The 23,750-nt window shown below is 43.2% G+C and carries 25 protein-coding genes; 17 read left to right on the top strand and 8 right to left on the bottom strand.

From position 1 onward, the window contains the following. Window positions 1-390 precede the first annotated feature (390 nt). The 6 genes from ACQY3F_RS19090 to def form a co-directional block, all read right to left on the bottom strand. The gene (locus tag ACQY3F_RS19090) at window positions 391-1,758 is read right to left on the bottom strand and encodes a sigma-54-dependent transcriptional regulator (protein ID WP_428356619.1); all 1,368 of its coding nucleotides are present in this window, start codon (window positions 1,756-1,758) and stop codon (window positions 391-393) included. Further along, the gene (locus ACQY3F_RS19085; RefSeq protein WP_428356617.1) at window positions 1,755-3,905 is read right to left on the bottom strand and encodes an ATP-binding protein; all 2,151 of its coding nucleotides are present in this window, start codon (window positions 3,903-3,905) and stop codon (window positions 1,755-1,757) included. The genes ACQY3F_RS19090 and ACQY3F_RS19085 overlap by 4 nt, the downstream gene beginning before the upstream one ends. Next, window positions 3,893-4,468 (bottom strand): DUF4390 domain-containing protein, encoded by a 576-nt coding sequence (locus ACQY3F_RS19080; RefSeq protein ID WP_428356616.1) that lies wholly within the window; start codon window positions 4,466-4,468, stop codon window positions 3,893-3,895. Before ACQY3F_RS19080 ends, ACQY3F_RS19085 begins: the two co-directional genes overlap by 13 nt. Beyond that, a complete protein-coding gene (rsmB, locus tag ACQY3F_RS19075; RefSeq protein WP_428356615.1) occupies window positions 4,434-5,717 on the bottom strand; it encodes a 16S rRNA (cytosine(967)-C(5))-methyltransferase RsmB in 1,284 nt (427 codons plus the stop codon). Before rsmB ends, ACQY3F_RS19080 begins: the two co-directional genes overlap by 35 nt. A 61-nt stretch (window positions 5,718-5,778) precedes the next feature. Continuing rightward, window positions 5,779-6,702, bottom strand: coding sequence for a methionyl-tRNA formyltransferase (gene fmt / locus ACQY3F_RS19070; RefSeq protein WP_428356613.1), 924 nt, complete (start codon window positions 6,700-6,702; stop codon window positions 5,779-5,781). Between the two features lie 4 nt (window positions 6,703-6,706). Further along, on the bottom strand, window positions 6,707-7,210 hold the full coding sequence (gene def, locus ACQY3F_RS19065) for a peptide deformylase (protein ID WP_428357742.1): 504 nt from the start codon (window positions 7,208-7,210) through the stop codon (window positions 6,707-6,709). Between the two features lie 155 nt (window positions 7,211-7,365). Here def and ACQY3F_RS19060 point away from each other — a divergent pair, with 155 nt between their 5' ends. Genes ACQY3F_RS19060 through topA form a run of 4 tightly spaced genes read left to right on the top strand, consistent with a single transcriptional unit; the run spans window position 7,366 to window position 12,357 of the window. Next, window positions 7,366-8,406: a LysM peptidoglycan-binding domain-containing protein gene (locus ACQY3F_RS19060; protein WP_428356612.1), complete on the top strand. Its 1,041-nt coding sequence runs from the start codon at window positions 7,366-7,368 to the stop codon at window positions 8,404-8,406. A 46-nt stretch (window positions 8,407-8,452) separates the two neighbouring features. Next, window positions 8,453-9,514: a DNA-processing protein DprA gene (gene dprA / locus ACQY3F_RS19055; RefSeq protein WP_428356610.1), complete on the top strand. Its 1,062-nt coding sequence runs from the start codon at window positions 8,453-8,455 to the stop codon at window positions 9,512-9,514. A 38-nt stretch (window positions 9,515-9,552) separates the two neighbouring features. Next, window positions 9,553-10,020, top strand: a complete 468-nt coding sequence (locus ACQY3F_RS19050) for a DUF494 family protein (RefSeq protein ID WP_428356609.1) — start codon at window positions 9,553-9,555, stop codon at window positions 10,018-10,020. Between the two features lie 18 nt (window positions 10,021-10,038). Then, a complete protein-coding gene (gene topA / locus ACQY3F_RS19045) occupies window positions 10,039-12,357 on the top strand; it encodes a type I DNA topoisomerase (RefSeq protein ID WP_428356608.1) in 2,319 nt (772 codons plus the stop codon). 52 nt (window positions 12,358-12,409) lie between these two features. Here topA and ACQY3F_RS19040 read toward each other — a convergent pair whose 3' ends face one another. Beyond that, window positions 12,410-13,003, bottom strand: coding sequence for a Maf family protein (locus ACQY3F_RS19040; RefSeq protein ID WP_428356607.1), 594 nt, complete (start codon window positions 13,001-13,003; stop codon window positions 12,410-12,412). Between the two features lie 49 nt (window positions 13,004-13,052). Between ACQY3F_RS19040 and ACQY3F_RS19035 the strand changes: the two genes are divergently transcribed. The 13 genes from ACQY3F_RS19035 to ACQY3F_RS18975 all read left to right on the top strand — a co-directional run bounded on the left by ACQY3F_RS19035 (window position 13,053) and on the right by ACQY3F_RS18975 (window position 23,026). Then, the gene (locus tag ACQY3F_RS19035; RefSeq protein WP_428356606.1) at window positions 13,053-13,574 is read left to right on the top strand and encodes a YceD family protein; all 522 of its coding nucleotides are present in this window, start codon (window positions 13,053-13,055) and stop codon (window positions 13,572-13,574) included. Next, window positions 13,574-13,753, top strand: coding sequence for a 50S ribosomal protein L32 (rpmF, locus tag ACQY3F_RS19030; RefSeq protein ID WP_300371550.1), 180 nt, complete (start codon window positions 13,574-13,576; stop codon window positions 13,751-13,753). The genes ACQY3F_RS19035 and rpmF overlap by 1 nt, the downstream gene beginning before the upstream one ends. A gap of 104 nt (window positions 13,754-13,857) precedes the next feature. Beyond that, the gene (gene plsX / locus ACQY3F_RS19025; protein WP_428356604.1) at window positions 13,858-14,886 is read left to right on the top strand and encodes a phosphate acyltransferase PlsX; all 1,029 of its coding nucleotides are present in this window, start codon (window positions 13,858-13,860) and stop codon (window positions 14,884-14,886) included. Continuing rightward, window positions 14,883-15,845: a beta-ketoacyl-ACP synthase III gene (locus ACQY3F_RS19020; protein ID WP_428356602.1), complete on the top strand. Its 963-nt coding sequence runs from the start codon at window positions 14,883-14,885 to the stop codon at window positions 15,843-15,845. Before plsX ends, ACQY3F_RS19020 begins: the two co-directional genes overlap by 4 nt. Before the next feature lie 10 nt (window positions 15,846-15,855). After that, the gene (fabD, locus tag ACQY3F_RS19015; RefSeq protein ID WP_428356601.1) at window positions 15,856-16,809 is read left to right on the top strand and encodes an ACP S-malonyltransferase; all 954 of its coding nucleotides are present in this window, start codon (window positions 15,856-15,858) and stop codon (window positions 16,807-16,809) included. Then, a complete protein-coding gene (gene fabG, locus ACQY3F_RS19010) occupies window positions 16,802-17,530 on the top strand; it encodes a 3-oxoacyl-ACP reductase FabG (protein ID WP_428356600.1) in 729 nt (242 codons plus the stop codon). Before fabD ends, fabG begins: the two co-directional genes overlap by 8 nt. Before the next feature lie 127 nt (window positions 17,531-17,657). Continuing rightward, window positions 17,658-17,888, top strand: a complete 231-nt coding sequence (acpP, locus tag ACQY3F_RS19005; protein WP_147636735.1) for an acyl carrier protein — start codon at window positions 17,658-17,660, stop codon at window positions 17,886-17,888. Between the two features lie 86 nt (window positions 17,889-17,974). Next, window positions 17,975-19,219 carry a beta-ketoacyl-ACP synthase II gene (gene fabF, locus ACQY3F_RS19000; protein WP_428356598.1) on the top strand — a complete coding sequence of 415 codons (1,245 nt, stop codon included), beginning with the start codon at window positions 17,975-17,977 and terminating at the stop codon, window positions 19,217-19,219. Window positions 19,220-19,237: 18 nt separating this feature from the next. Continuing rightward, a complete protein-coding gene (gene pabC, locus ACQY3F_RS18995) occupies window positions 19,238-20,062 on the top strand; it encodes an aminodeoxychorismate lyase (RefSeq protein ID WP_428356597.1) in 825 nt (274 codons plus the stop codon). Then, the gene (gene mltG / locus ACQY3F_RS18990; RefSeq protein ID WP_428356595.1) at window positions 20,059-21,066 is read left to right on the top strand and encodes an endolytic transglycosylase MltG; all 1,008 of its coding nucleotides are present in this window, start codon (window positions 20,059-20,061) and stop codon (window positions 21,064-21,066) included. Before pabC ends, mltG begins: the two co-directional genes overlap by 4 nt. Beyond that, window positions 21,066-21,692 carry a dTMP kinase gene (gene tmk / locus ACQY3F_RS18985; RefSeq protein WP_428356594.1) on the top strand — a complete coding sequence of 209 codons (627 nt, stop codon included), beginning with the start codon at window positions 21,066-21,068 and terminating at the stop codon, window positions 21,690-21,692. Before mltG ends, tmk begins: the two co-directional genes overlap by 1 nt. Further along, complete coding sequence (locus ACQY3F_RS18980; protein ID WP_428356592.1) at window positions 21,685-22,674, top strand: DNA polymerase III subunit delta'; 990 nt, start codon at window positions 21,685-21,687, stop codon at window positions 22,672-22,674. The genes tmk and ACQY3F_RS18980 overlap by 8 nt, the downstream gene beginning before the upstream one ends. A 1-nt stretch (window position 22,675) precedes the next feature. Then, window positions 22,676-23,026 (top strand): PilZ domain-containing protein, encoded by a 351-nt coding sequence (locus tag ACQY3F_RS18975; RefSeq protein ID WP_428356591.1) that lies wholly within the window; start codon window positions 22,676-22,678, stop codon window positions 23,024-23,026. 274 nt (window positions 23,027-23,300) lie between these two features. Here the strand turns inward: ACQY3F_RS18975 and ACQY3F_RS18970 are convergent, their stop codons facing one another. Continuing rightward, window positions 23,301-23,720, bottom strand: coding sequence for a single-stranded DNA-binding protein (locus ACQY3F_RS18970; RefSeq protein WP_428356590.1), 420 nt, complete (start codon window positions 23,718-23,720; stop codon window positions 23,301-23,303). Window positions 23,721-23,750: the final 30 nt, after the last annotated feature.

Genomic DNA, 23,750 nt, shown 5'->3' with positions numbered 1-23,750 from the left:
TCCTTTGCCCATCCTACAAAAAAACGCTTGTTCCATCAGGGTATTTTTTATCAAATACCTGCTTTTCTGGTGCCTGGCTGGAAATATACAATCTAATTTCGTAACTATCAGATACGCTGAATAGTTACATTTTTTGTTGACTAGTTCCACCCACTTAGGAGCGAGAATTCAATAATACCCGGGTCTAATTTGTTCCTGCCTACGCAGGAATGACGTTTCTTTTGACTCTACGGTCGCGCTAGAAAAACAGTCGCGTAGCCAGCTATGCGCCTGTTTTCCTAACACGCCTGTGATGCCAAAACCCTGCGTCATACTTGCGGATATTATTAAATCCTCGCTCCTTAGGAAATATTTTTGCAAAAGTGGAGGGTTCTTTCTAGAGACTGAATGTTATTCTTTAATATTTAAGGCATGCAGCTTACGATACAAATGTGTTCGCTCCACGCCCACTGCTGTTGCTAATTTGGCGACATTACCCTGGTTTTTCTCAAAATGATATTCTAAATAGGCTTTTTCAAACTGCTCTCTTGCTTCTTTGAGTGAAAGCTTGAAAAATACCGGTACGCTTTCTTGCGGCTCAACGGCTACATTTTCTAAAACGCTGCCTAGAGCAGTTTTTACTTCCGCTAGCTCTATATCATCGCCTGCCCCTAAAATCATCAGTCGCTGCACAAGGTTTTTTAACTCGCGCACATTTCCAGGCCAGGTATAATTCCTTAAGAAATTCAGTGCCGGCATGGTGAATTTCCTGAATGCCAGCTTTTCATGCTGCACAAAATATTCAATATAAAACTGCAACAACGCAGGTATATCCTCACTGTGTTCACGCAAAGGTAAGACTTCCATGGTGACCTCATTCAGCAAATAGTATAAATCCTGGCGAAAACGACCTTCCTTGACTTCATTTTCCAGCACTACCCGCGTAGAAACCATCACCCGCACATCTACATGTACCTGTTCTGTTCCTCCCACACGTAAAAAAGAACGGGATTCCAGCGCACTTAAAAGCTTTAACTGAGTCTGGGCATCCATTCCAGCAATTTCAGCTAAAAACAAGACGCCACCATGGGCACGCTCTAACAAACCAGGATAAACTGTAGCGTCTATTTCTTTACCAAAAAATTCCACTGCCGCGTTTTCGGGGGCAATACTGCCTACTGCAACATCCACAAAAGGCCCATTCTTACGTCCGCTATGCTCATGCAAAAAACGTGCATACAGTTCTTTCCCTACACCCCCTTCACCGGCAAGCATTACCTTGGTGTCGTGCTGAGCCAGGCGCTTTAATTGCTCTTTAATACGTTCGGCAAAAGCACTGCGTCCTATGGGTTCATTAATAATAGAGAGTTGCTGTTTTAAACCGGCATTTTCGCGCTGCAACATATGCGCATCCACGGCACGCTCAACGACCAAAAGCAAGCGCGCTAATGACAAAGGTTTCTCCAGAAACTCATAAGCTCCTAGCTTAGTTGCCTCTACTGCTGTTTCGATAGTGCCATGCCCGGACATCATAATCACCGGCGAGACTAACGCCTCGTTTTCTCCCCATTCCTTTAACAAGGTAATGCCATCCGTATCAGGCATCCAGATATCCAGTAGTATCAAATCTAGCTGGTGACGCTGCTTCATTTGCCGCGCTTCTTCTGCATTTCCTGCCATATATACGGTATACCCTTCATCCTGAAGAATATCATGAACTAGTTGCCGAATATCTGGCTCATCGTCTACCACTAAAATATTTGCTTTATAACCGCTCATTGCTGTGTCTCTTCAAATACTGCCGGGAATTGCATAATAAAACCAGCTCCCTGTTTATAATTACTATCCAGACGAATAGTACCACCATGTTCTTCAATAACTTTCTTGACTATCGCCAAACCCAACCCTGTGCCTTTTTGCTTATTAGTGACATACGGTTCAAAAATATTTTTTGCCATATTAATATCAATACCACTGCCGGTATCATATATCCCTAACTGCACTACAGTATTGGTATGTTTTTTGATAGCCTGTAATTTAATGCTTATTTTGCCCTTGCCATCCATCGCCTCCAGTGCATTTTTAAACATATTATGCAAGACCTGGCGTATGCTCACTGCATCCGCTTTTATTAAGGGAATATCTTTGCCTATCAGTATTGCAAAGTCTACATTAGGGTCATCGCCGTATAGCACAACGACTTCCTGTAACAGGGAGAGCAAATCTAGATTGACTGTCTGGCTTCTTCCCGGTTGCGCATATTCGGAAAAATCATCGACCATATGCTTCATCGCTTCCACTTGCTGGATAATGGTGCGTGTCGAACGGCTCAGCATCTGCGCATCACTTTCATCAAGTTTAGCCGCCAACTTATGTTGCATACGTTCTGCCGACAACTGAATGGGTGTTAACGGGTTTTTAATTTCATGTGCCAGGCGTCGCGCGACTTCTGACCAGGCCGCATTTTTTTGCGCCTGAATTAAATCAGTGATGTCATCAAATACCAGTACCGCGCCTATGTAACCTCCTTCGGTAGAAAATAAGGGTGTACCCTGGCAGAGCAATTCTTTACGACCTTCCGGCCCCTCAACCACAATATTTCGCTGCCAGATATCAAATGATTTTTCTAATAAGGGTTGTACCACGTCAACCATACTCATTAAATCAGGGCGACCTTTTGCAAGCTGAGCCAGGTTGCGCCCATAATAACGCATGACCTGCACATGCAGAATAATATTGGCAGCCTGATTCGCCGTACGGATATTCAAGCTTGAATCAAAGCTCAATACCCCTGCTGTTAAACTGGTTAACAAGGTTTCTAAATAAGCTCTTTGGCGTTCTATTTCATGGGTACTTTTGCGCGTTTCATCCTGAGCTCGTGAAATCTGACGCACCATTTCATTAAAGGACTCAACCAGAAAGCCCAGATCATCCTGCCGCTTTGCGGGTAATAATTGCTCATAATACCCAGCTGCTACGGCTTGTGTTCCACGCACTAAATCACGTATCGGAGCAATAATACCACGTACACTGATAAATGCGGCGGATACAGCCGCCAAAAAGCTCATCAATAACACCAAGGATAGAACCAGTGAAAAACTGATTTTTAGAGAATGGCGTAAATAGTTCATTTCCTGAAATCGGACATAAGCAAATTCCACAGAATCCGTTAAATCATTGATCCGCTCAGGCACTGGGTAAACTATCTGCAAAAAATGACTCTTTCCTGGCTTAATCGCAACGATGGTTTGCACCACTAGGCGACCGTCCACCGAAGCTAGGTTAACAAAGTCTTCACCTTGCTGGACTTGAAAAAATAAGGAACTTACCGGTAAGCTGGGTAAAATATCACTGCGCGTCATGCCACTAAATGCAATAATCTTGCCTTTCTTAGTCAATAATGTCACTTCATTTGCAGCAGAAATTTCCCGTAGTTGCTCTATTTCCAGACTAATTTCCTGTATGGTTTTATTGCGCAAGGATTCAGTTAAGCGCTGTGATTGTTTCAAGTTCCAGCGTACGCGCTGCTCTAATGATGCGTGGCTTAATTCCAGTGCATCCTCCATCGCTGCATCCAACTCAACATTAAACCAGCTATCAATGCTTTGATGTAAAAACTTCATGGAAAAATAAAACACGGTACCGGCTGGAACTAAAGATAAAACAATAAATAATAAAACTATATTTGTTGTCAGGCGTGAACCCGCTTCACGTTTTTTGAGCCTGCGCGCCAGGGAAAAAATATTGTAGCCCACCAGTGCTAGCAAGCAAATGGTCCCGATAACATTGCTTAAGAGTAACCAGGAATAGAGATCACCCAGCGTTGAGGTATCCTGTAGCGCTGAGCTCATGAGCTGCAAAGACAGCACTATAAAACTCAATAGAAACAGAATAGAAACGCTAAAGGGAATTTTTATTCGCACCATTGCCTCTCATTTGTAGACAGGTCCCATTGCTTATCAAAATAAGCAACCGTTCTTAATGGAGCAGGCAACATTTCTTGATCAAATGCTACCTTTAGCACACTCGTAATGCATTGATCTGCAATATACCCTGCTAGTGGCATTTCTGCTGTATTTATGTGCTGCATAAAGAGCAGCGCCTCGGGCAGGCTATAAAAGCGCCTGAATGTTTTTTGGTGTTCATCTTTAACGCGAAAATTATCCAGTAGAGTGTAATAAGTCAAGCTATACCGGTAAGTATGCGCAAATAATGTCCGATACCAAAACCTGCGTTCTTGCTTCAATTCAATTGATACATCCCAGAACAAGGCGATGCCGCTATACAGCGCCTCTTCAGCGGCAGGACTTAACTGAAAATCGAGTAGAATACTTAATTTGGCTTTATTTTCAGCTAAACTTAACTGCGCCTGTTTAATCTTAACAAACTCGCCTCCGGCATAACATACCTGCCATCCACCGAGTATGCTTATGAGGCAGCAAAACAGCAGCGTTTTAGATTTTCTGCAAACGCGCATAATAAAAGCCATCCATAGATTGACTGCCGGTTAATATCTGTCGACCAAAGGGCCGCTGGATTCCCCAGCCTGCAGCTATCGGTAATTCTTGTGCATCTTTATGCAGCTGCAAGAAATGCTCAATTTGCAATTCATTCTCTTGTTGTAAAACTGAGCACGTTGCATATAAGAGTACGCCTCCCGGTGCTAATAGGCCCCAACAGGCTTGCAAAATTTCCTGCTGTAAAACCTGTAATTGAGCGATATCTTCTGCTCGGCGTAATAATTTAATATCCGGATGCCGGCGTACGACACCTAAAGCAGAGCACGGCGCATCCAGTAAAATACGTTCAAATGGAACACCATCCCACCAGTTTTCGGGCCGTGTGGCATCAGCAACTTGCAATTCTGCATTAAGATGCAGCCGGGTTAAATTTTCATTGACTCGCACTAGGCGCTTGCCATCAATATCAATAGCCAGCATGCTTTTTAATTCAGCCTGTATTTCCAGAATATGTGCAGTTTTGCCACCTGGAGCCGCGCACACATCTAACACCCTGTCACCTGGCTGGGTATCTAGAAGTTCCGCTGCTAACTGAGCAGCACCATCTTGCACTGACACCCACCCGGCAGAAAATTTGGGTAACTTATCCACCATCACGGGTTCTGCTAGCAATATTCCCTGAGCTGAGAACTCTATAGCGCAGGCTTCAATACCCTCTTCTGCAAGCATAGTCAGATAAGTATCACGCTGACAAAAGCGCGAATTCACGCGCAAAGCCATAGGTGGTGCAAGGTTATTCGCCAATAAAATTGACTTCGCCTCAACCCCCCAGTCCGCTTTAAGCGCTTTAATCATCCAGTCCGGGTGCGCATACGCAACATGTTTATCCGCCAAAGCCTCAAGATCTACCTGTTCGCGCAAATATCGCCTCAACACAGCATTCAATAGTGCTTTTGCCCACTGTTTTTTTTTCATGACTGCCACCGTTTCAGAAACAGCGGCATGATCTTTAACGCGCATATATTGCAGCTGGTACAAACCCAGCAAAGCCAATGCCTTAATTTGTATGTCCTTATCTTTGATCGGCTTATTAAGCAGCTGATTTAAAATAAAATCAAGCCGATAATACTGCCGTACTGTGCCATAACATAATGCCTGAATAAAGGCTCTTTCCTGTATGTCATTGACTTGCTTCCATGCATCCTCAAGGGCAGCTGTCAGCGACTTTCCTGATAATACTTTCACTAAAACATTTGCTGCAATTAATCGAGAATTCAATTCATTTTTCCTTTGTTGTTTACGAGCAGGAGTTAACCAGCTCTGGCTTATTTCTTAGCAATTATCCCAGTTGCGATCCGGCGACTTGATGCGCATTTAAAAAATCTGTGACCTGCATGCGTTTTTTGCCGGGCATCTGAATTTCCAGCAACCGTAGCACCCCGTTGCCGGTTATCACGTCTATATGCTTAGGGTCATCTAAAATTAAGCCCGGCACTGCATTGCTGTCCACATCAATGGCTTCTGCGCGCCATATGCGCATCACTTTTTCCTGTAACTGAGTCTGTGCCACAGGCCAGGCATTTAAGCCTCGCACTTGAAGCGCTAATTCATGTGCTGAGCGTGTCCAGTCTAATTTGGACTCACTTTTCTCTAGCTTATGCGCATAAGTAACCAGGCCTTCATCTTGTTTTTCAGCGGTTAATTGATTTGCCTGCATAAGTTCCAGAGTTTTACCTAGCCCTTCCGCGCCCATTACCATCATTCGGTCATGTAGCTCACTGGCTGTCTCGTGCCCAGCAATATCACAAATAGTTTTATGTAACATATCACCAGCATCCAGTTGCTTAACCACGCGCATAATGGTTATGCCCGTCTGAGTATCACCCGCCATAATAGCGCGATTAATGGGTGCTGCACCACGCCAGCGAGGCAATAAAGAGCCATGAATATTGATGCAACCCAGTCTGGGGATATCCAGCACTGCCTGAGATAAGATCAAGCCATAAGCAACCACCACCATTAAATCAGCATTTAAAGCCTTTAACTGCGCTATATCAGCATCCTGTTTCAGGTTTATGGGTTGATAAACCGCAATACCTGCTCTTAATGCCAGTGTCTTGACCGGGCCAGGTAATAATTTTCGACCGCGTCCTGCAGGGCGGTCCGGTTGTGTGTATACAGCAACAACCTCATGTTCAGAGTCCAATAACGTTTGCAATGCTGGCACAGCAAATTCTGGCGTTCCTGAAAATATAATTTTCATCTGTTTATTTTTCTCTTTTATGTAGCTTATCCATTTTCTTTTTAATTCTTTGGCGCTTTAAAGGCGACAAATAATCAACGAATAGCTTGCCCAATAAATGATCCATTTCATGTTGAATACAGACGGCTAATAAACCACCTGCCTCAAGTTCAAACGATTTTCCTTTTTGATCCAGTGCTGTTACCTTGATTTCTTCGGCACGTTTAACCGGCTCAAAGATACCCGGCACAGATAAACATCCTTCATCCGACTCCTCTGTACCCATCTGCTCAATAATTTCAGGATTAATTAAACAGATAGGGTCGTTTTTATCTTCACTGATATCGATAACGATAATACGTTTATGTATATCCACTTGAGTGGCTGCCAAGCCAACGCCATGTGCGGTATACATAGTATCCAACATATCATCAACCAGGCTTCCGATCGCTTTATCAACCTCCTTCACAGGCTTTGCTACAGTGCGTAACCGTGGATCAGGAAACTCAAGAATTGACAAAATACCCACTAAATTCTCCAACAATAATTATTTATGGCTGGAATTTTATCCGAAATCATCTAAACTTTATACTTAGCAAGCTAAGTGTTAGCCATATTTTTGTAAAAAAAATTCCTTAAGGTAGCACTAAGTCTAAAATTCTTTTGATTGATTGGAATAAAAATATGGCTTCTAAAGCAATTATTGCTCTTGTTCTCACCCTGGCTTTTAGCTTTCCCAGTTCTGCTGATGTGGTCAAATTTAATTCTTCACATCCCGATAGCTATGTCGTCGTTAAGGGGGACACTCTTTGGGGAATATCGGCTAGGTTTCTCAGAGATCCCTGGTTATGGCCCAAAGTCTGGAAACATAATGGGCAAATAAGAAATCCGCACCTGATTTATCCTGGAGATGTCATCTCTTTTTGCTTTGTTAACGGACAGCCGATGCTTTGTGTGGATAGTGCCAGCAATGATGAGCGTGTACTTTATCCACATATGCGTACTTCTAGCGATGATGATGCAATTGCGATGATTCCGTTCGAAGCCATCGCTCCTTATCTTACTTCCCCTAAGGTTGTCGGTAAGGATGAATTAGAAAACTCTCCGTATATTGTCGATTTTTCAGGTGAACATTTAGTGGCCGGAGCAGGTGTTGATATTTTCGTGCGCACAATTTTACAACCCGACTATCTCGCATATACTACTTATCGACCTGGTGAGACATATGTGGACCCGGAAACTGAGGAAATCTTAGGATATGAAGCTCAATATATAGCTGATAATGTCATAGTCGCTCTGGGGGACCCTGCGACTTTACGAATTATTAATGCTGATAGCGAAGTGCGACGTGGCGATCGCCTGATGCCTACTTCGGAAAAGGAAGTTGTATTTGATTATTTTCCTAAACCTCCGACAAAGTTTATTAGTGGTTCTATTATTAGTGTACTTAATGGCGTTCAGGAAATTGGCACTTATGACATCATAGTTCTTAGCAAAGGCTCACGCGACGGATTAAAAATAGCTGATATTCTCACCATCATGCAAACAGGTAAGCTAATTCCTGATCCGTTCAATAAAATAAAAAATGAGCTGGTTAAGTTGCCGGATCAAAAAGCTGGAATAGCTATGGTTTTTCGCGTCTTCGACAAGGTTAGTTATGCCTTGGTTATGCACGCAACCCGAAATATACGCGTATTAGATAAGGTACAAACACCTGAAGAATAATCCTAGTCTGAGTGCCGAAGATCCTATCAAATACTGGCTTGCGCTAATGCGCACGCCAGGCATAGGCAGCAAAACCTTTTTAAAGTGCCTGGATTTTTGCCCCCCGGAACAGCTTTTTTCTCATTCTCGTGAAACGCTGATCAAATTAGGTTTACGCACTCCATCCATAGATGCGATTAAAAACCCCGACTGGAATATTATTGAGCAGGATTTATTATGGTTAGAGCAACAGAATAATCATATCCTGCTATTCACTGATAAAGACTACCCTAGCCAGCTAAAAGAAATTCCGGACCCTCCGCCGATCTTATTTGCCCGGGGCGATATTGATTTAATCCATTTTCCGCAAATAGCGATAGTGGGTAGTCGCAACCCATCTTCCTTAGGTATACAAATCGCCACAGACTTTGCCAGTAGTCTTGTTTCGACGGGATTTACTATTACTAGTGGTCTGGCACTAGGTATCGACGCAGCCAGCCATCGAGGTGCTTTAGCAGCTCAAGGCAAAACTATTGCGGTCACGGGTACAGGTCTGGATCGCGTCTACCCGGCAGCGCATAAGCAACTAGCGACAGAGATTGTCAATAAAGGCCTGCTAATATCTGAATTTCCGCCGGGCACGACAGCAAAAGCGAATCATTTTCCCCGGCGTAACCGTATCATTAGTGGTTTAAGTGTCGGTGTCCTGGTTGTAGAAGCTGCCAGGCAAAGTGGTTCATTAATCACTGCGCGAATGGCACTGGAACAAAACAGAGAGGTTTTTGCCATTCCCGGCTCTATTTATAACCCTCTGGCTCGTGGCTGTAATGCAATGATCAAAGAAGGTGCCAAGCTGGTCGAGACTACGCAGGATATTGTAGAAGAATTGGGACATTTTTTTCAACTACCGAATGCGCAAAACAATGACTTAAACATAAATACTCAATCCAATCTTGACGAACAACAGCAAACCCTGTTGAATTATGTTCTATATAGCCCCACATCAATAGATCAGCTCGTCAATGAAACCGGCTTTTCAGTAGAAAATATCGCTTCAAACTTGCTCATTCTAGAAATACAAGGTTATATTATTGCCACAAATGGTGGTACTTACACTCGCATAAAATAGTCCGCTTCAAGCTGACCAGCCCACTTATAGGCACTTTAATGAATGAAGATATTTTTGATGTATTAATCTATCTATTTGAAAATTATATGGATAGTGAGATAGATATCATTCCCGATACCGACATATTGCAATCAGAACTCAAAGCTGCCGGATTTAATTCGAGCATTATTTTAAAAGCCTTTGAATGGCTAGATACTTTGGCGCTACAGGAAGAACCCGTCTTCAAATCTACCAAAAATTTCCGTATTTTTTGTGCAGAGGAGTGTCATAAGCTGGATATGGAAGGCCGTAACTTTATACTGTTTCTAGAAGGTATGAATATCCTTAATCCTGTCAGCCGTGAATTAGTGATCGACCGGGCAATGGCCGTAGAAAATACCCGCATTTCTATCGAAGAATTGAAATGGATTGCTTTAATCGTATTACTGAGTCAGGCTGATGAAGAACTTGCCATAGCGCATATGGAAAACATTATTTATCAGGATGCTCCGGATTTTTTAAATTAATATTGGTTCATAACACGCATGAGTAAAAATTTAATCATTGTAGAATCGCCTGCAAAATCCAAAACCATAGAAAAATATCTGGGCAAGGATTTTCAAGTGCTTGCGTCTTACGGTCATTTACGCGACTTGATACCTAAAGAAGGCGCGGTTGACCCCGAGAATGATTTTGCCATGAAATATCAGGTACAGGAACGCAATCAGCGTCATGTGCAAGCCATAACCAAAGCACTTAAAGGTGCTGATACGCTTTACCTCGCGACTGACCCTGATAGAGAAGGAGAAGCGATTTCCTGGCATTTGCTAGAAATGCTCAAAGCAAAAAAATTGCTAAAAAATAAAACTGTACACCGTGTTGTGTTTCATGAAATTACCAAGAAAGCGGTAACTCATGCGATAGAGAATCCAGGAGAAATTGCAACGACTCTGGTGGATGCGCAGCAGGCCCGTAGGGCGCTGGATTATCTTGTGGGGTTTAACTTATCCCCTTTATTGTGGAAAAAAATCCGTCGCGGCCTGTCCGCTGGTCGGGTGCAAAGCCCGGCTTTACGCATGATCGCCGAGCGAGAACTGGAAATTGAAGCCTTTAAAACTCGTGAATACTGGTCGATTACTGCCAAGCTTGTTTATGAGAAGCAGGCGTTTAAAGCCAAGTTGACCCACTACAATGGCGAAAAATTAGAGCAATTTAGCATACAAAATGATGATCAGGCGCAAGCGACTCAGCAAGCATTAGTTGCTGCAGCTGATGGCATATTAAGCGTCGCTAAATTAGAAAAGAAACAGCGCCGCCGCAATCCTGCAGCGCCGTTTATAACCTCTACCTTACAACAGGAAGCTGCGCGGAAACTTGGTTTTACCACCAAGCGTACGATGATGGTTGCCCAGCAATTGTATGAAGGAATGGATATAGGGGGTGGCGAAGCCGCTGGTTTAATTACTTATATGCGTACTGACTCGGTTAATTTAGCAGAAGAAGCACTGGAAAATATTCGTCAGTTAATCAGCGATAAATATGGAACTGACCAGATACCTAAAGAGCCTCGGTTATTTAAAACCAAGTCTAAAAATGCTCAGGAAGCGCACGAAGCAATTCGCCCGACTTTAGCGCAGCAAACACCTGCCGATTTAAAAAAGTATTTAACCAGTGATCAATTTAAGCTCTATGACCTGATCTGGAAGCGGACTGTTGCCTGTCAGATGATTCATGCGACAATCAATACCGTATCTGTTGATCTGCAGTGTGGTAGTGAAAAAAATGTTTTCCGTGCAACGGGTTCGGTTATCGCCAAACCAGGTTTTATGACAGTGTACCTGGAAGGTAAAGATGACAATAAAGAGTCCGATGATAAAGAAACTTTTTTACCGCCAATGGCAGAAGGTGACTCAATTCCTCTGGATGCAATTGTCACTAATCAGCACTTTACAGAGCCACCGCCCCGATACAGCGAAGCCAGCCTGGTTAAGTCACTGGAAGAGCATGGTATAGGCAGACCGTCTACCTATGCATCAATTATCTCTACCTTACAAAACAGAGAATACGTCACTCTGGAGACCAAGCGATTCTATCCAACTGATGTAGGTAGAATTGTAAATAAATTCCTGACTGAGCATTTCACAAAATATGTCGATTATGATTTTACCGCGAATCTTGAAGATGAATTAGATGCTGTTTCGCGCGGTGAAAAGGACTGGGTTCCTTTAATGCGTGACTTCTGGATACCCTTTACCAAACTTATTCAAGATAAGGAAGAGTCGGTACAGCGTAAAGATGTTACACAGGAAGCGATAGATGAGAAATGTCCTGAATGTGGTAAGCAGCTGTCTATCCGCTTAGGCCGCAATGGGCGTTTTATTGGTTGTACTGATTACCCCGCCTGCTCTTATACGCGTAACTTGAATGATGATGGCACTGAGTCAAATGCGCCTGAAGTTATTGAGGGTAGAAAGTGTCCAGAATGCGAATCTGACCTGGTAATGAAAACGGGACGCTATGGTAAATTTATCGGCTGTAGCTCGTATCCAAAGTGCAAGCATATAGAGCCGTTAGAAAAGCCTCTGGATACCGAAGTTGAATGCCCGAAATGTAAAAAAGGCACAATTCTCAAACGTAAGTCACGCAACAATAAAGTATTCTATTCTTGCTCAGGCTATCCTAAATGCGATTACGCGCTGTGGAATGTCCCGGTTAAAGAGCCTTGTCCAACCTGCGACTGGCCAATACTAACGCTGAAAACCACCAAGAGCCGCGGCCCGGAAAAAGTTTGCCCGCAAAAGGATTGCAAGTACGCGACACCCTACGAGGGTGATCCTGAAGATATTAATGGGCCTACGAGTTAAATATTCATACGGAAGCATAGAGGTGCCTGGCTTGATTTGCTGAAAATATCACTCAATGAGGTTCTAATATTTTGATATTAAAGGCTTCTAGTAAGTGGATAAGTTTAATCAATGGCAGCCCTATCAGGGCATTTGGGTCGTTTCCTATGATCCGTTCAAATAGAGCGATGCCTAGACCCTCTGATTTAAAACTGCCTGCGCAATTATAGGGTTGCTCTAGCGCTATATAATTCTTAATTTGCTGGTCGTTAAGTTTTTTAAAATGTACTTTGCAGATATCAAGGTCGCTTTTAATCTCAGCTGTTGCGCTATTTAGTATACAGATGCTGGTATAAAAAATGACTTCAGCGCCTGAAGAAAGTTGTAATTGCTTGACGGCATTTGCTGCGTTGCCTGGTTTATGAAGTTGTTTGTTCGCTAGCATGGCAACTTGGTCCGAAGCAATAATTAAATGTTCCGGGTAATCACCTGCAAGCGCACGGGCTTTTTCTTCGGCGAGGCGCAGTGCTAATTGCTCAGGTGTTTCATTCGCTTGTGCGGCTTCGTTTATGTCTGGGCTGGCGCAAATAAAAGGTAGGCGTAATTTTTTTAACAGCGACTTTCGGTATGTGGAGCTGGATGCTAGTACTAGGTTGTTGGTTTGCATGATATTTCAATTGACATAATGCATTAATACGGGCTATTATTGTATAGTTATGTCAGATCAATTACCCGAACTTATAGATCCCGTTGTTTTTGCCGAGAGGCAAAGTCATATACAAGGGCGTTTAAACCTGCGACGCTTAGATCGTCTTGCCGATATTTTGTTTGATGGCAAAGGCGAGCTGAAAGTGGATTTGCAGTTTTATAAAGAAGGTAAAGTGCCTATTATAGAGGGATCTATAGTAGGTCAAGTAACTTTAGTCTGTCAAAGTTGTCTGCAAGCACTGGACTGGTCGGTAGATAAGCCGGTAAAGATAGGTATGGTACAAACAATCGAACAGGCTGACCGTCTAACCGGTGAGTTCGAGCCGATGATGGTTTCTGACGAAAAAATGTCATTGCCAGGGCTTATCGAAGATGAAGTCCTTATTTCTCTGCCAGATTTTCCTAGACATGAACAGAAATGTTTGCAATATCAGCCTGCTGTAAAACTTGCTGAGCCTAAGATAACTAAACAAGAATCTGAAAACCCTTTTGCTGTTTTAGCTAAACTAAAAATTACTGGAGACCAATAATGGCCGTACAAAAAAGTAAAGTAACACGTTCAAGACGCGGTCAGCGTCGTTCGCATGATTCATTAACTGCGAAAACCTTATCTCAAGATCCAACTACAGGTGAAACACATTTACGTCACCATGTAACACCTGATGGTTATTTTAAAGGTCGCCAGATCGTTGTAGCTGAAGAAGACTAAATGATCGTAGTGGGTGCATTATTTGTGCATTTTAGTTTAATCAGTAGAGAAAGCCGGGCTTGATGTCCGGATTTTTTTATAACAGTGACTGGAGTTTTCTTTAAGTGAGTTTAATAATTTCGATAGATGCAATGGGTGGTGATCATGGTCCCGATTCGACCATTCCAGCCTCTCTGGATTGCTTGCGAGAGAACCCGAATTTGCAGCTTATACTGGTCGGGGATGAGCAAATAATTGGCCCTTTGCTAGAGCAGGATTTAGTAGATTTTAAAGGGCGTTTATCTATTCAACATGCATCGCAGTGCGTTGCCATGGATGAGTCTCCATCTAAGGCGCTGAGAAATAAAAAAGATTCATCCATGCGCGTGGCTATTAACCTAGTGCGGGATGGTCAAGCGGATGCGTGTGTCAGTGCAGGTAATACCGGCGCGCTGATGGCAACGGCAAGATTTGTTTTAAAAATGATTCCGGGCATAGATCGCCCCGCTATTATATCTTCTATGCCTTCTATTTTTGGCCATACGCATGTGCTAGATTTAGGCGCTAATGTGGATAGTCCTGCAGAAAGCCTTTTTCAATTTGCGGTAATGGGTGCTGAAGTTGTTAAGGCGGTAGAAAATATCAGTGATCCTACCGTGGGTTTGCTGAATATCGGTGAAGAAGAAACCAAAGGCAATGAGCAGGTTAAAGCAGCGGCTAAATTGCTGGAAAATTCGGGTCTTAATTATATTGGATATGTCGAGGGTGACTCTCTTAATGCAGGCGATGAAAAAGTTGATTTAATTGTTTGTGATGGCTTTGTTGGCAATGTCGCTTTAAAATCCATTGAAGGCGCTGCAAAAATGATTTCTTTAGTTTTAAAGGAATCATTTTCTAAAAACCTTTTGGCCAAAGTAGCGGCACTGATTTCTTATCCGGCTTTAAAAGCCATAAAAAATCGTATTGACCCAAGATTGCATAATGGCGCTAGTTTTCTAGGCTTGAAAGGCCTGGTGATAAAAAGTCATGGTGGGGCGGATGCCCTGGCATTTAAGACGGCGATCCACTTGGCTGAGGTTGAAGTAGAAAAAAATGTGATCCAGAAAATTAGCGAGCAAGTTGAGCTGGCTTTAAGCAGGAGAGATGATCCATGACAACTTATGCAAAAGTAATTGGTACAGGAGGTTATTTGCCTGCTGAAATAAAAACCAATGCAGATATTTCACGAACGGTTGATACTTCTGATAGCTGGATATTTGAACGTACCGGGATTAAAAGCCGGCGTATAGCGGCCAGCGATGAAACAACGTCAGGTATGGCCGAGATTGCAGCAAGACAGGCCATAGAAATGGCAGATATTGCGCCGAATGAAATTGACTTGATTGTTGTTGCAACCGGAACGCCAGAAAATGTTTATCCTGGGGCCGGTTGTATGTTGCAACATAGACTGGGTATTAAGAATGGTGTTGCATTTGATATACAGGCGGCTTGTTCGGGATCAATTTTTGGTATGGATGTCGCCAATCAGTATATTAAATCCGGTGCTGCTAAAACAGTATTAGTGGTCGGTACAGAAATTAATTCGCGTATTACCGATTGGGAAGATCGTGGTACCTGCATTTTGTTTGGTGATGGCGCGGGCGCGGTTTTATTACAGGCTGCTGATGAACCAGGTGTATTATCGACACATATTCATTCCGATGGACGCTTTGAAGATTTATTGAAGTGCCCAAATCCACAAGCGTTAGGCGAAGAGCACTCTGCTGGCTATATTTCTATGAAAGGCAATGAAGTGTTTAAGGTTGCGGTGAATACCCTGGGCCGAATTGTAGATGAAACACTGGCTGCGAATAATATGCAGAAAACAGATATCGACTGGCTGGTGCCGCATCAAGCGAATATTCGTATTATCACTGCGACTGCAAAAAAATTAAAAATGTCTATGGATCGTGTTGTGGTTACGCTGGAAGATCAGGGTAATACATCTTCGGCTTCTGTTTTACTGGCGTTTAACGAAGCGGTAAGAGATGGTCGAATACAGCGTGGACATGTTGTTCTATTAGAAGCATTTGGTGCAGGGTTTACGTGGGGTTCTGCGCTTATCAAGTATTAGAAGGGTTTAAATGAGTACACAAAATAATCAACTCGCCTTTGTTTTTCCAGGGCAGGGTTCTCAATCAGTTGGCATGTTGACTGAGATGGCAGATGCATTTCCAGAGATTAAAGAAACATTTTCTCAGGCTTCTAATGTATTGGATTTCGACTTATGGGCTATGGTGGCAGACGGTCCGGTCGAAGCATTAAATCAAACGCATAATACGCAGCCAGCTATGTTAGCAGCGGGTGTTGCACTATGGAAAGTATGGTGCGAGCAGTCTGATGTGCGTCCTGCTTTTATGGCGGGACATAGTTTGGGCGAATATACTGCGTTAGTGTGTTCCGGTGTTTTAAGCTTTGCAGATGCGATTGCTTTAGTTGCCCAGAGAGGTGGTTTTATGCAGCAGGCAGTGCCTGAAGGTGTAGGAGCTATGGCTGCTGTGCTTGGGCTAACTGACGAGCAGGTTATCCAGGTTTGCGCCGATGCGGCTGAAACTGAAGTCTGTTCGGCAGTGAATTTTAATTCACCAGGTCAAGTGGTTATTGCCGGCAATAGTGCCGCCATTGACAGAGCAATGCTGGCGGCAAAAGAAGCGGGTGCAAAACGCGCGCTTAAATTACCGGTGAGTGTGCCGTCGCATTGTGCATTAATGCAACCGGCGGCTGAGCAATTGTTTGCCAAAATGCAGGAGTTACAGTTTGCAGAACCAGATGTTACCTTATTGCACAATGTGGATGTCAGTGTGCATAAAAAACCGGAAGAAGTTCGCCAGGCCTTAAAACAGCAGTTATTTATGCCGGTACGTTGGGTGGATACAGTGAATGCCATGAGCGAACAAGGCGTGACAACTTTCGTTGAAATGGGGCCAGGAAAAGTACTGATGGGCTTAAATAAGCGTATCGTTAAAACGGCTGATCATTTTACCGTTCATAACCCGGATACTTTAAATAAATTATTGGAGAATTATGCAAATGACTAATAAAGTCGCTTTGGTAACAGGTGCGAGCCGTGGAATTGGCCGTGCCATTGCAGAAAAATTAGTAATCGATGGCTTTTTTGTTATCGGTACAGCAACCTCTGATGGCGGGGCAGATGCGATTTCTGCTTACCTGGCCGAGAGTGGTAAAGGCATGAAACTGAATGTCTCTGATCCTGAGTCGATTGCTCAGGTGATTAAAAGCATTGCTGATGAATATGGTACGCCAGCCATATTAGTGAATAACGCGGGTATTACCCGGGATAATTTACTGATGCGCATGAAAGATGATGAATGGGATGACATTATCAATACCAATTTAAGCTCTGTGTTTAGAATGAGTAAAGCCGTACTAAGAGGAATGATGAAAGCCAGGTCTGGACGTATCATTAATATTTCCTCTGTTGTGGGTGCGACAGGTAATGCCGGTCAGGCAAATTATGCGGCAGCAAAAGCGGGTATGATTGGCTTTGCTAAATCTATGGCAAAAGAAGTAGGCTCCCGTGGGATTACTGTGAATACGGTAGCACCAGGCTTTATTGATACCGATATGACGCGGGAATTGTCAGATGATATTAAGCAGGCTTTATTGGCAGGGATTCCATTAGCACGCCTGGGTGATGCACAGGAAATAGCGCATGCAGTTGCATTTTTAGCGTCAGACGGTGCTGCCTACATTACCGGTGAAACCCTGCATGTGAATGGCGGTATGTTTATGGCTTAAAATTATGCCAACGCATAATTTTCAAGTATAATTGCACGGCTTATTGAAAATACGTATAAGTCGAACCAGATTAATAATAATAGTGATGTTGTATCATTGAAACCAGCATCCATTAAGGAAAAATAATATGAGTAGCATTGAAGAACGTGTAAAAAAGATTGTCGCTGAGCAACTAGGTGTTAAAGAAGATATTGCTAATGATGCATCATTTGTAGATGATCTAGGCGCTGATTCACTTGATACAGTAGAATTGGTTATGGCTTTAGAAGAAGAATTCGAATGTGAAATCCCTGATGATGATGCTGAAAAAATTACGACAGTACAACAAGCTATAGACTACGTAAACACAAACGGCTAATACCTTAGTCTGTTATGACTTAATGGGCGATTACTATTGCCCATTAATACCCCTCCTTTCTTTCTTTCTAATTCAGGTATCCTCCATTGAGCACACGTCGCGTTGTTATTACAGGGCTAGGCGCAGTTACGCCTCTTGCAAACACAGTTTCTGAAACATGGGATGGCATTGTTAACGGAAAAAGCGGGATTAGCCTGATTGATTCCTTTGATATCTCACCTTTTGCTACGACTTTTGGTGGGGTGATTAGAAATTTTGATATCAGTGAATATATTCAGGCCAAAGATGCTAAACGTATGGATGGGTTTATTCATTATGGTATTGCAGCAGGTTGCCAGGCGATTGAAGATTCAGGAATAGAAGTTACGGAAGAGAATGCAGAAAGAATAGGTGTTGCAATTGGCGCGGGAATTGGTGGCGTAACAGGTATTGAAGAGTGTTATGCAACTTATGAAAAAGGTGGCCCACGCCGTATCTCACCATTTTTTGTCCCCGGAAATATTATCAATATGATTTCCGGTAACCTGTCCATAAAATATGGTTTAAAAGGTCCAAATTTTGCGATTGTGACTGCCTGTACTACTGGCACACACAATATAGGTGATGCTTCGCGTCTTATAAAATACGGCGATGCGGATGTTATGGTAGCAGGTGGTGCAGAGCGTTGTACGTCATCACCCACTGCAATGGGTGGCTTTGCTTCGGCCAGAGCACTTTCGCGGCGGAATGATGATCCACAGGCAGCAAGTCGCCCCTGGGATAAAGATCGCGATGGCTTTGTTTTAAGTGATGGTTCTGGCGTGGTAGTTCTGGAAGAGCTGGAACATGCTAAAGCGCGTGGCGCTAAAATATATGCTGAAGTGGTGGGTTATGGTATGAGTTGTGACGCTTATCATATGACCACACCATCAGTGGGTGGTGAAGGAGCGGCGCGGTGCATGAAAAATGCTATACGTGATGCCGGTTTAAATAACACCGATGTTGATTATATCAATGCTCATGGCACATCTACACCAGCAGGTGATTTAGGTGAGACGCAGGCAATGAAAGCCGCTTTAGGTGATCATGCTTATAAAGTAGCGATAAGTTCGACTAAATCAATGATTGGTCATTTACTCGGTGCTGCGGGTGGTGTTGAAGCCGTGTTAAGCGCTTTAAGTATCAAGCACCAAATTGCTCCACCAACCATAAACCTGGATAATCAAGACCCTGAGTGCGACCTGGATTTTGTGCCTAATACTGCCCGTGAAATGAAAATTGATATTGCCATTTCTAATTCATTCGGTTTCGGTGGTACTAACGGTTCACTTGTTTTCAAACGTTACGAATAGGTAGCCTTTGGGTTTGCTATGATCTTAATCAATGGCGAACTCAAAAATACGCTAACAATAACTGACCGTGGCTTGCACTATGGCGATGGTTTATTTGAAACGATCGAAGTTGTTCAAGGCCAGCCTGTTTTTTTACGGCAACATCTTGCGCGCTTAAAAGCAGGTTGCCAAACACTAAAAATCCCCTATCCAGATGAAACCCTTCTACTGGATGAACTCAAGAAAATTTGTGAATGCTGCGAACAGGGCGTTATTAAATTAATGCTGACTCGTGGCTCAGGTGGGCGAGGTTATCGCCAGCCGGAGTTTGTAAAACCTACCCGAATTGTCGCATTACATGCTTACCCAGATTACCCTGAACACTATAAAACCCAGGGAATACAGGCGCGTTTCTGTCATGCTCGTTTAGGGCTAAATCCTTTGCTTGCAGGATTAAAACATAATAACCGTCTGGAGCAAGTATTAGCCCGCTCTGAATGGCAGGATGAATTCCAGGAAGGGTTAATGCTTAATTTGCATGAACATGTTATCGAAGGGACAATGAGCAACCTGTTTGTTGTTAAAGATCAAATAGTCTATACACCAGAGATTAGCGTTTCAGGAATCAAAGGAGTGATGCGCCAGATTATTATGCATATTGCCGAGCAAAACAATATCCCCCTTCAAGAAGCTTTGTTAACCAAGGGCTTTGTTCTGCAGGCGGATGAATTATTTGTTAGTAATTCAGTCATTGGTATCTGGCCGATTAGATCCCTAGAGAATAAATCTTACCCTGTTGGCAAACTGACGCAAAAAATATTAGTGGCTTTAATGGATTATAAAGCAAGAGATATTGCCGCATGAAAGCACGTATTAGTATTGCCCTGCTGCTAATAATAAGCGTTGCGCTAAGCTGGCTATGGCAGGACTATCAGAGGTTTATCGAGCAACCACTAATAGTACAGCACCCGATTATCATGGATATTGCGAAAGGGAGTCCATTTAACAGTATTATCCAGCAGCTGGATAGCCAGGTAGGTTTTCAGCAGCCTGAAATAGATATGCTCTGGTTTAAAATACTAGCGCGCCAGCAAGGTTTGATCAATCAATTAAAAGCAGGTGAGTATCAGCTACCTGTGGGAATAACGCCTAAAGAATTCCTGGTTTTGCTCAGTAGTGGGGCGGTAATGCAACATGGTATTACTTTTCCTGAAGGTTGGACTTTTAAACAACTACGTCAGGCACTGGTAGTAGATAAGAACCTTAAGCTGACACTGACGGGTATAGGCGATGCTGATATTTTGCAAAAGCTAGGGAGTGACTATACGCATCCTGAAGGCTTATTTTTCCCCGATACCTATCGTTTTGAAAAGCATACGACAGACTTAGCGGTTTTGCAGCAAGCCTATCAAAAAATGCAACAGGTACTTAAGCAGGAATGGGCTAATAAAGCAGAAGGCTTACCTATCAAAACGCCTTATGAAGCATTGATTTTGGCTTCAATTGTAGAAAGAGAAACAGGGGTTTCTGCAGAACGTCCTATTATAGCAGGAGTTTTTATCCGTAGGCTCAACAAGGGTATGCGCTTACAGACGGACCCAACGGTAATCTATGGTATGGGAGAAAGTTATCAAGGCAATATACGTAAAAAAGATTTACAAGCCTTAACGCCTTATAATACCTATCGTATTGATGGTTTACCACCGACCCCAATTGCTATGCCAGGCGAACAGGCGATTAATGCGGTATTACATCCTGCACAAGGAAATAGCCTGTATTTTGTAGCCAATGGCGATGGTAGTCATAATTTCTCGGCAACTCTGAATGAACATAACCGGGCAGTTCGAGCATTTCTAAGGAAACGTTAATGATATCAGGACGATTTATTACTCTAGAAGGTGGTGAAGGTGTAGGTAAAACGACCAATATCGCCTATATTAAATCCTTGCTTGAGGAAAAACATATTCCTTTTTTATTGACTCGTGAACCTGGGGGCACGGCTCTGGCAGAAAACCTTCGCCAGCTACTACTGGATAAAGAGCAGGAAGCCATTGCCGGGCAGGCAGAATTACTGATGATGTTTGCAGCACGGGCGCAACATATCAAACATATTATAAAGCCAGCACTAGAGCTAGGAACCTGGGTATTGTGTGACCGCTTTACCGATGCGACTTATGCCTATCAGGGCGGAGGCAGGAATATGGCAGTGTCTGCTATTCAATGGCTAGAAAACTTTGTTCAGGCTGATTTACGTCCAGATTTAACCTTATTACTTGATGCGCCTATACAACTGGGTATGCAGCGGGCGGAGCAGCGCGGAAAACTGGACCGTTTTGAGTCAGAAAAAATGGCTTTTTTTGCCAAGGTGAGAGAGGCTTATTTAGCTATTGCAGAACAACAGCCACAACGAGTGAAAATCATTGATGCTACGCAAAGCCTGGAAAAAGTACAAAACCAGATTAAACAAACACTAACTCCGTTTATTTATGAGTGACAAAACTAATTCCTGGCCTTGGCATCAGTCCTATTGGCAGTATTTAGCGGCCTATGTGCAGCAGCAGCGTATTCCGCAAGCATTATTGATTAATGGCGTTGCTGGTTTAGGCAAGCAGCAGCTGGCGGAGCGATTTGCGCAATATTTAATTTGTACAGATAAGCAAGAACAGAGCTATTGTGGTCATTGTGCCAGCTGTAAATTATTTACAGCGAGAACGCATCCTGATTTTACCCTGTTGCAGCCAGAAGAGCCGGGAAAAGCGATTGGTGTTGATTTAATCAGGCAGCTGATTGGCAAGCTAGTCTTAAAGCCTCAATACAGTGCTTATAGGGTGGTAATCATAGCGCCAGCAGAGCAGATGAATATGAATTCTGCAAATGCCTTTCTAAAATGTCTGGAGGAGCCACCCGAGCGCACGGTCTTTCTGTTGTTGACAGAGCAAAGTCAGGCGTTGCCTGCGACGATTAGAAGTCGCTGTCAAAAATTGTTAATAAAAGCACCGGGAATTGATACCGCAACGCTTTGGTTACAGGAACAAGGCGTTAGTGAACAGCAGCAGTTGTTGTTACGCCTGGCACAAGGTGCGCCAATTAAAGCTCTGAGCTATGCGCAAGACAATATATTAGCGCAACGCAATAGCTGCTTTGAGGATTGGCAAAAAGTTTCTCTGGATAAAGCATGCCCGGTTCAGATTGCAGAAAAATGGCATAAACTTCCTGCGACTCAATTAATACATTGGTTGATCAGCTGGACAGAAGATCTTATCAAGTGTCATTTTCAAGTAGATAATAGTCAGTTACTGAACGACGATGTAGAAAAACACTTGCGTAGCCTGGCAAAGCGACTAGACTTGAATAGATTATTCGATTTGTATAGTTTATTATTAAAAGATACTTATAGAATAAAAAAGCAACTTAATAAACAGCTATTATTTGAAGAGCTGCTTATTAGCTGGTCGCAAACAACGGTAAATAAATAAAATGGCTGAATCATCCGCACGGCAAGGGATTTTATCTCTGGCCATTAAAGAAAAACACGCGCTATATACCGCTTATATGCCTTTTGTGGAAAATGGTGGCTTATTTATTCCGACCAATCGTGAATACAAAATGGGTCAGGAAGTTTTCATGCTGCTTAATTTAATGGAAGAAACAGAGCGTTTGCCTATAGCGGGAAAGGTTATCTGGATTACTCCTTCCGGAGCTCAGGGTTATAGAACGGCAGGAGTTGGCGTGCAGTTCAGTGATCAGGATGGTGGCATGGCAAGAAATAAAATTGAAACCTATTTAGCTGGTTCTTTAGAGTCAGAGCGTTCTACACATACCATGTAGCTCGTATGCAGCTTGCGAAATACGGCGTTTGGATGCACTGCTTTTCCTGTATTTCGCTAGCGAAATACAGGCTACATTATTAAGGAACGCGCACGGAATAAGTTGAGCATCTGGGGCAGGATTTTTATTCGTATTCAAAGCCTGGCCCGTGCTTGATACGGGGACGTAGAAACAGGCATATAGCCAGCTACGTAATAGTCTCTACAACGCAGAAGACGGATAAAAAGACAAGCCAGTTGCTTAAGCTATTTCGTGCGCGTTTCTAAGGATACCTTTAAAAAGGCACATCATCATAACTATCAGCAGGAGGGTAATCTGCTTGGGCGGGTTGTTGCTTAGGCTGATAGTTTTGCTGGGGTTGGGCAACACTGCCTTGCTCGTTACGCTTGCCTAGCAGGTCAATAATATTTGCATTTAATTCCAGACTGGATTTAGTTGTACCATCGTTAGCCTGATACTCTCTCTGTGTTAATTCACCCGATACAAAGACCTGCTGGCCTTTTTTAAGGTAATTCTGGAGCTGTCCTTCGGCGCGTTTGCCCCACAGAGCTACTCGAACCCAGATTGTCTGCTGTCTATCGCCAAAGCCTACATTATTGGCTACTGTCACATTCAGTACCGTCTGGCCGTTTGGGGTGGTTCTTACTTCGGCATCTCTGCCTACAGTCCCTGTAAAACTGAAAACATTGCTCATATTGATGTTCCTTGGTTATATTTAGAAAAT

The organism is Methyloprofundus sp., from assembly GCF_965251085.1.
GTDB lineage: Bacteria > Pseudomonadota > Gammaproteobacteria > Methylococcales > Methylomonadaceae > Methyloprofundus.
This window is presented reverse-complemented; position numbering and strand designations above follow the sequence as displayed.